The organism is Amycolatopsis sp. cmx-11-12, assembly GCF_046269425.1.
Lineage (GTDB): Bacteria > Actinomycetota > Actinomycetes > Mycobacteriales > Pseudonocardiaceae > Amycolatopsis.
The window spans coordinates 91,252-98,139 of the sequence record NZ_JADNQM010000036.1 but is presented as its reverse complement, the minus strand read 5'-3'; the positions used below and the strand labels follow the sequence as shown (position 1 = coordinate 98,139).

Genomic DNA, 6,888 nt, shown 5'->3' with positions numbered 1-6,888 from the left:
CAACAAGCATAACTACATGGAGAGCCCGTTGCGGCGAGAGTCGCACGGCGGGTTCGGCGGGCGGCCTCTGGGAAACGCACCCGAGGAAACTCGGGCGGCGCGCCCAGGGCCGACCCATCTGCCACCGTCCGGCGGAGCTCTCCGAGATCGACCACATCACCAGCTGGGCACGGAATGGGACCACTGATCACCACAACTGCCACGGCGCCTGCAAAACCCACAACCTCCTCAAAGAAGAACCCGGCTGGCACGCCGAACCCACCGGCAACGGCGGCATGACCATCACCACCCCAAGCGGACACACCTACGACACCGCACCCGAACCGCTCCACGACCCACGCCCCGAACCAGAGGAAGACGTCCCACCCTTCTGACTCGACATTCTGTTGCCCTGTGGTCATTCACTGGACGAAACGTTCCCAGCGCCTCGCCCAGCCGGCACCGGGCCCGCCCATACCACGTCGGGCCGTCGATGAACGCTGTCTCAAAACTGTCCTCTCACGCCAACCCAGACTTCCCCGCATAGCCGAAGGGAGCGAGCGATAGCCTCCGCCACGCGGCGATCCTGGTGGTCTCCACAAGAACCAAAGCGCAGAGCTACGTCCAAACAGGGCCGAAAGACCTCTTCGTCGGGCCTGTCCAGTCGAAGCCGCGGTCCGGCCCGACGACATAGCCGTGAGATGGCCATCGAATAAGTCACGTCGCGCATCAGGAGGTCTCGAAACTCACCCGCGAAGCGATCTCCCGAGCGCAGGCCAGGGCTTCGGCCGACCCCGTGTCCACCTCGACGTCATAAGCCACACCCCGGTGCACGACTTCGGCTTGCGACTCGGCCATTCCCGTGACCCGATCCCCTCGCGCCATCTCCCGGCCGGCGGCCACGGCGCCGTCGCACCGGACCCCGACCCAAAGCACCTCAAGCCCGTCCAGCGCATCCCGCCACCGGCGCTGCGACTCCGCACCGCCCAGGAACGCGTCGTCGACGATGACCCGCGCACCCGCCCGCACCATCGCCGCGACACCGGCCATCCACGCGTCCTCGATGCGCCGGAAACCGGCCCCGACATCCACCCCGCCATCCGAGGCGAAGGAGATCCCGTCGGGCACAGAAGGCATCGCGTCGATCAGCGTGTCCACCCCGAGCGTGAGCCAGGGATCCGGCAGCATCGCTTGCAGGCACCGGGCGATCCCGGATTTACCCGAACTGGACCCGCCGTTCACCACGATCACCTGAGTCACCGAATCACCCTAAAACGGACGTGACGAAACCGGCAACGGCCCACCGCGTTCGGCAAGGAAACCCCCACCCGGACGGTTCAATACTCTCCTCGCACCGTTTACCGACTTCGGTAGGTTACAAAAACTCTTACCGCCCCATAACTTGGTGAAACCGTTTCAAGTCGAAACGAACTCCCCGACGCAGGCCGAAGGGCGTATTCATGCGTATGTCCACAATTGCCGCAACGGTGGCCGGTGCCGCCGCGGCGCTCACCCTCGTAGCCACCCCCGCCGCGAACGCGGGCCAGGACATCATCGGCGGCGGCACCGTGAGTTCCGCGCCGTGGGGCGCCCAGATCTACTGGGACGACGCCACCGCGTTCGGCGGTTTCAACTGCTCCGGCACGATCATCGCCCCGCAGTGGGTCCTCACCGCGAAGCACTGCCTCAACAAGCCCGGTATGCACGTCAAGGTCGGCAACGTCAACCTGAACCAGGGCACCTCGGCCGCGGTCGACCAGCAGAAAGCCGCCCCGAGCGGCGACATCGCACTGCTGCACCTCAAGACCGCGGTCAGCACGACGTACATGAAGCTCGGCACCGCGAACCCGGCCAACGGCACCACCAACCAGATCTACGGCTGGGGCCGCACACAGGGCAACAACCCGCCGTCGAGCGTCCTGAAGACGGCCAACGTCCGCATCACCGGGACCAGCAGCGACGCGTACGGCGGCCAGGCCATCGCCAGCGTCGGCGTCAACGGGTCGGCGTGGCACGGCGACTCGGGCGGCCCGCAGCTTTCGGGCGGCGTCCAGGTCGGTGTCTGCTCGACGGGCAGCAACTCCGGCACGAACCCGCAGGGCACCCAGAACTACGCCAGCGTCGCGGCCAGCCGCAGCTGGATCCGCACCACCGCGGGCGTCTGACGCAAAGGAAAGGGCCGTTCGGAAAACGAACGGCCCTTTCCTCCTGCGCGAAAGATCAGGCGCACTTCGACTTCGGGTTGATCATCGACACGGCGCCGACCTTGTCCCCGTTGACGGTGAATTCGTAGACCCAGTCCGGCTGGCCGTCGACAGGCACCTGGAAGCGGCCGTTGTCGCCGACCTTCATCCCCTTGGCGTCGTAGGCCGTCTTGAGGCCGGCCAACGGTGAACCGGTACCGATTCCCTCGGCCGTCTTCGCGTCCGCGGGAGCGGCGAGCTCACGCAGTCCGTCCTTGCCGAAGGAGGCCCCTCCAGCGGCGACGAACGCCTTGTCGCGCTCCTCGCGTTTGCCCGCCAGATCGGCGGACGCCTGAGCGGCGTCGGCGAACAGTCGCGTGTCCTTGGCGGACTTCTCCGCCGACTTGGCGCTCTCCTCGGCGGACGCGCCCGGCTTCGACTCAGGATCGGCTTCGAGTTCGTCGGCCTTCTTGTTCAAATCCTTGGCCTTGGCCTCGACGTCGGCCTCCGCCTTCATCCGCACCTGGTCGGGTGCCGGACCGCCGGTGTAGGAGAAATCGGTACAACCATCCAAAGTGGACGTCGGCGCCGAGGCGAGCTTCCCGCCCGCCAGCGCGGCGTCCTTGGCCATGCCCAAGGTCAGCCCGCGGTATCCCGCCGGGCCGAACACCTCGGGTGCCGCCGGCGCGGCCGCGTCGGGAGAAGATCCCGACGAACAGGCCACCCCGCCGATCAGTACCGCCGCGGCGGTGAGCACGACGCCCGCGCGTCTGCCCGAAATCCGCCGAAAAGTTCGCGTTCCCTGCACGCTTACCCCCTTCATCACCCGGAAACTATCCGGTTCCGAAGGAAGTACCGAACGGATTTCGCGAAGATCACGTCAGCTGGTGCATCGGCCGCGGCGCCCGGAGCGAAAGCGTCGAACCGGCCGCCACGACGGCGATGATCCCGGCGCCCGTGACCAGCGTCCAGAAGTCGGGGTGCACGATGGACTGCCCTCGCTGGGCCTGCCAGGTGAGCAGCGCCAGCAACCCCGCGAAACCCACCGAAGTGGTCCGGACCAGATTCCGCCGCACGAATTCCGATTCGAGCACCGGATACCGCCGGGCGAGCACGAGCAGTCCGTAAGCGACCAGTGGCAGCACCTGGATCGCGTGGATCCCGACGAAATGCGGGATCCGCAGGTCCCCGCCCACCGTGCTCCAGCCCAGCACCGGCAGGCCCGGTCCGCCGTCGGGCACACCGACCGCGTGTGCGCCGACGATCGACGGCTTCTCCCCGGCGCGGTACTGGGCCAGCTGCTGATCGTTGGGGCCGAACATCAGCATCGCGATCCCGATGCCGACGACCGACAGGGTGGCACCCGCGCGTAACGCCGAATTCATCGCCCGGTCGGGAAGACGTTGGAACAGCAGGAGAATCGCGATCGCCGCCGTCGCTCCCCAGCCGGTGAAGGCGCCGTTCGCGACCATGTTGTTGATCCACTGGTCGGCCGGGGTTTCCCGGTTGAAGTGGAGCGTCCGGCCGCGGCCGATGATCTGCCAGAACAACAGCGCCATGTCCAGGGCGAGGCCAGCCGCGAACACGGTGCCGAGCCACCAGCCGAGCCGACGGCCCCGGGTCAGCTGTCCGATCAGCCAGGCCAGTGTCACCGCGTAGAGCCCAACGGAAATCGTGAACTTGAGCGGCTTGAGCCAGATGGGCGCGTTGACGAGGCTGCGATCGTCGAAGAGGAGCCCGCCGAGCGCGATCGTCCCCAGCACCGCCATCGCCGCCGCCAAGATCATCAACGGGCGATGCAGTACTGCCCCAGAACCCTTGTCCACCATGGATTCGAGCCTGCCGGTGGGCTCCGATTCGGACACTGGAGTGCTCCCCCGGATCGAAGGTGGGGAAGGCCCTACCGTCGACCTGTGGGTAATAGTGCCGTCACCGCAACCGGCAGTTGTGCCGTTTGACCACAGTCCCCTGTTTTCTAGCGTGTCCTTCACAAGAGCAGACAGGGCGTCCCCTGGTGCTCACCGGGATTTCCAGCGAGATGAGAGGAGGTGGCCCATCAATGACCGGTACGGGATATCAGGCAGACGCAGCTGCGATGGCGCGCGCCGTCCAGGGGTTCGAGGAAACCGCGTCGAACGCCAAGACCACGATGGCCAGCTTGGAGAGCGAGCTGACCCAGACCCTGCACAACTACAAGGGTGACCAGGCGGTCGCGTTCTGGGACCTGCAGCGCCGCCTGCAGGAGAAGATGACCATCGCCGTGAACGAGCTCAACACGATGTCGCGCCTCGTCCACGAGAGCAACCGGAACTACAACTCGGGTGACGAGCAGGTCCGGGAAAGCCTCACCGGGGTCAGCGGAACCGTCGACCAGACCGTGATCCACCGGCTGAACCCCTGATCCGCGAGAGGACCACCAATCATGGCTGACGTCGTCGAAATCAACTTCGCCGCGCTGCAGCACAGCTCGGCCTCGCTGGCCGCCAAGGCCAAGGCGCTCACCTCACAGCTCGAACAGCTGCACACCAACCTGCAGCCGATCACCCAGACCTGGTACGCCTCCGGCAGCTCCGCCGGTGAGGCCGCTCGTGCGTCTGAGACCCGCCTGCGCCAGGCCACCGCGGACATCGTGGCGATCATCGCGCAGTTCGGTGGCAAGGTCGGCGACGCCCACGACATCCAGCACAGCCTGGAGAACCGTAACCAGGGCCTGTTCGCCGGCTGAGTCCCCATCCGTCGGCCGGCCGGTGCTTTCACCCCCCTCGGCACCGGCCGGCCGGCTTTGCGCGTAGTCGCCTGAGGGTGTGTCTCTCAAACCAAAGTCGACTGATGGGGTGAGGACACGCGCGCGTTTCTTTTCAGCCGGAGGCCTCGGATTTGCGGAGGCGGGCCGCTGACATGGCTCGGTGAGTGCTCAGCCGATGCCACGGCCCGGCTACGGAAATCCGAAAGCGCGCTTTGAGAGAACACCGTCCCTTGATGGCATGGCCGATCACGAGAGAGCCGGGATCAATGCAAGACCAGTCGTACTACGTCCATCTGGAATCACTGAAGGACTTCGTGCGGGAACTGGAGACCCAGATCCACGCGATGTCCAAGCCGAACGACTTCCTGCTGACCCTGAGCGAGCAACCGCTGCTGTTCGGCGAGTTCGGGGAGGCGGGTTCCCTCAACAAGGCGCACCAGGCCGCGGTCGCCGAGATGCAGGGCCTGCTGGACCAGGTCAAGGGTGCGATCACCTTCGCGCAGGACGTCACCACGACCGTCGCCGACGGCTACGCGGCGGCTGACGACTCCGTGGCCGGCGACATGAACCACGCCAGCCAGCAGACCGGGCTGCTCGATCCGCTGCTCAACGTCCTCGGCGGCGTGCTGGGTGGCAACAGCGGCTCCAACGGCGGGGGGAACAAGGGATGACCGACACCGCGCACACGAACTTCGCCGCCTACTCGCACCAGCAGCTCTACGCGATGCTGCAAGCGGGCGACCCCAACACGGCGCGCCACGCGGCCCACAAATGGCAGTCCACCGGCACCGGGCTGTTCGAACAGTCCGAGAACCTGACCGGCGAGCTGAAGGACTTCTCCGGCAGCTGGACCGGTGGCGCCGCCGACAAGTACCACACGATGATCACCGATCTGGTCGGCGGCATCCGCAAGGTCGCCCAGACCGCGCACGCGATGAACAACCTCCTCGAGGACGCGGCGGACGCGCTGGTGAAAGCCAAGAAGGAGATGCCGCCGCCGGTCGCGGTGCCGGACGTCTCCCCAGCCGACGTCTCGCTGGCGGTCAACCCGCCGCTGCTGCCGCCGGATTCCTCGCAGGCGACGATCATCAACGCCGCCCAGCAGCGGCAGCAGGCGATCGCGAACGTCGAGGCGCAGCAGCAGGCCGCGGGCGCGGCCAGCGCGGCGCACAGCAAGGCGATCGTGGTGATGACCCAGCTCGCGGGCGAGTACACCACGACCGAAGCGTCCTTCCCCGCCTCGCCGAACGCCGTCACCCCGCCGCCGGTCACCGGTGGCGGCACGGCCCCGGGCGGCGGCTCCGTCGGCAACAACATCGGCGGCACCCCCGGCGTCGGCGTGACACCGGGCGACAACACGCACCCGCTGCCTTCGGACGGCTCGACGCCGCCCACCACCGGGCAGCCGGGCCAGATCCCCAAGTCGAACCCGTTGTTCGGCGACATGTTCACCGCCGGTCTCGCCGCGGCCTCGGCCGCCGCGTTCGGCCGGTTCGGCTCGATCATGCCGCGCGTGCCCGGATGGGCCGCCGGCAAGAACCCGAACGACGGCAAGGACAAGAACGGTGAACCCGTCGGCGGAGGTGCCGGTGGCGCCGGCGCGACCGCGGGCGGAGCCGGTGGCGGTATCCCGATCGGCGGTGGCGGCGCGCCCTCGCTGGACGGCGGCGCCATCGGCGGCGGAGGGCTCGCCGGTCCCGGTGAGGCACCGGCCGCGTTCTCCGGTCTGGCTGGCGACGGTTCGGCCGGCAGCGCGATGAGCGGGCTGGCCGGCGGAGCCGCCGGTGCCGCGGGCGCGGCGGCGGCCAAGGGCGCGATGCCGATGATGCCCATGATGCCGATGGGCATGGGCGCGGGCGGCGACATGGGCTCGGGCCGTCGTATCCCGCCGTGGCTCGTGGAGACGGAGAACGTCTGGGGTCAGTCGTCCCCGGTCGCTCCGGCCGTGCTCGGCGAAGAACCCGAACAGTACTGATTTTC

General features: G+C 67.7%; 9 protein-coding genes. 6 read left to right on the top strand and 3 right to left on the bottom strand.

Annotated features, from left to right (window positions below):
- Nucleotides 1–374: HNH endonuclease (locus ACLARN_RS35495; protein ID WP_409495839.1), on the top strand; the 374-nt coding region annotated here is incomplete at its 5' end.
- A gap of 334 nt (nt 375–708) precedes the next feature.
- Here the strand turns inward: ACLARN_RS35495 and cpt are convergent.
- The gene (gene cpt, locus ACLARN_RS35490; protein ID WP_409495838.1) at nt 709–1,239 is read right to left on the bottom strand and encodes a chloramphenicol phosphotransferase CPT; all 531 of its coding nucleotides are present in this window, start codon (nt 1,237–1,239) and stop codon (nt 709–711) included.
- 206 nt (nt 1,240–1,445) lie between these two features.
- Here cpt and ACLARN_RS35485 point away from each other — a divergent pair, with 206 nt between their 5' ends.
- A complete protein-coding gene (locus tag ACLARN_RS35485) occupies nt 1,446–2,144 on the top strand; it encodes a S1 family peptidase (RefSeq protein WP_409495844.1) in 699 nt (232 codons plus the stop codon).
- A gap of 55 nt (nt 2,145–2,199) precedes the next feature.
- On the opposite strand, the gene ACLARN_RS35480 is transcribed toward ACLARN_RS35485, so the two are convergent.
- Together ACLARN_RS35480 and ACLARN_RS35475 are read right to left on the bottom strand one after the other, a co-directional pair.
- A complete protein-coding gene (locus ACLARN_RS35480) occupies nt 2,200–2,970 on the bottom strand; it encodes a hypothetical protein (RefSeq protein WP_409495837.1) in 771 nt (256 codons plus the stop codon).
- Nucleotides 2,971–3,037: 67 nt separating this feature from the next.
- Nucleotides 3,038–3,991, bottom strand: a complete 954-nt coding sequence (locus ACLARN_RS35475; RefSeq protein ID WP_409495843.1) for a hypothetical protein — start codon at nt 3,989–3,991, stop codon at nt 3,038–3,040.
- A gap of 230 nt (nt 3,992–4,221) precedes the next feature.
- Here ACLARN_RS35475 and ACLARN_RS35470 point away from each other — a divergent pair, with 230 nt between their 5' ends.
- The 4 genes from ACLARN_RS35470 (at nt 4,222) to ACLARN_RS35455 (ending at nt 6,883) form a co-directional block, all read left to right on the top strand.
- Entirely contained in the window at nt 4,222–4,563 is a 342-nt protein-coding gene (locus ACLARN_RS35470) for a WXG100 family type VII secretion target (RefSeq protein WP_073848466.1), read from the top strand.
- 21 nt (nt 4,564–4,584) lie between these two features.
- Entirely contained in the window at nt 4,585–4,887 is a 303-nt protein-coding gene (locus ACLARN_RS35465; protein ID WP_076168025.1) for a hypothetical protein, read from the top strand.
- Between the two features lie 287 nt (nt 4,888–5,174).
- Complete coding sequence (locus ACLARN_RS35460) at nt 5,175–5,579, top strand: hypothetical protein (protein WP_409495836.1); 405 nt, start codon at nt 5,175–5,177, stop codon at nt 5,577–5,579.
- Nucleotides 5,576–6,883, top strand: a complete 1,308-nt coding sequence (locus ACLARN_RS35455) for a WXG100 family type VII secretion target (protein ID WP_409495835.1) — start codon at nt 5,576–5,578, stop codon at nt 6,881–6,883. Before ACLARN_RS35460 ends, ACLARN_RS35455 begins: the two co-directional genes overlap by 4 nt.
- Nucleotides 6,884–6,888: the final 5 nt, after the last annotated feature.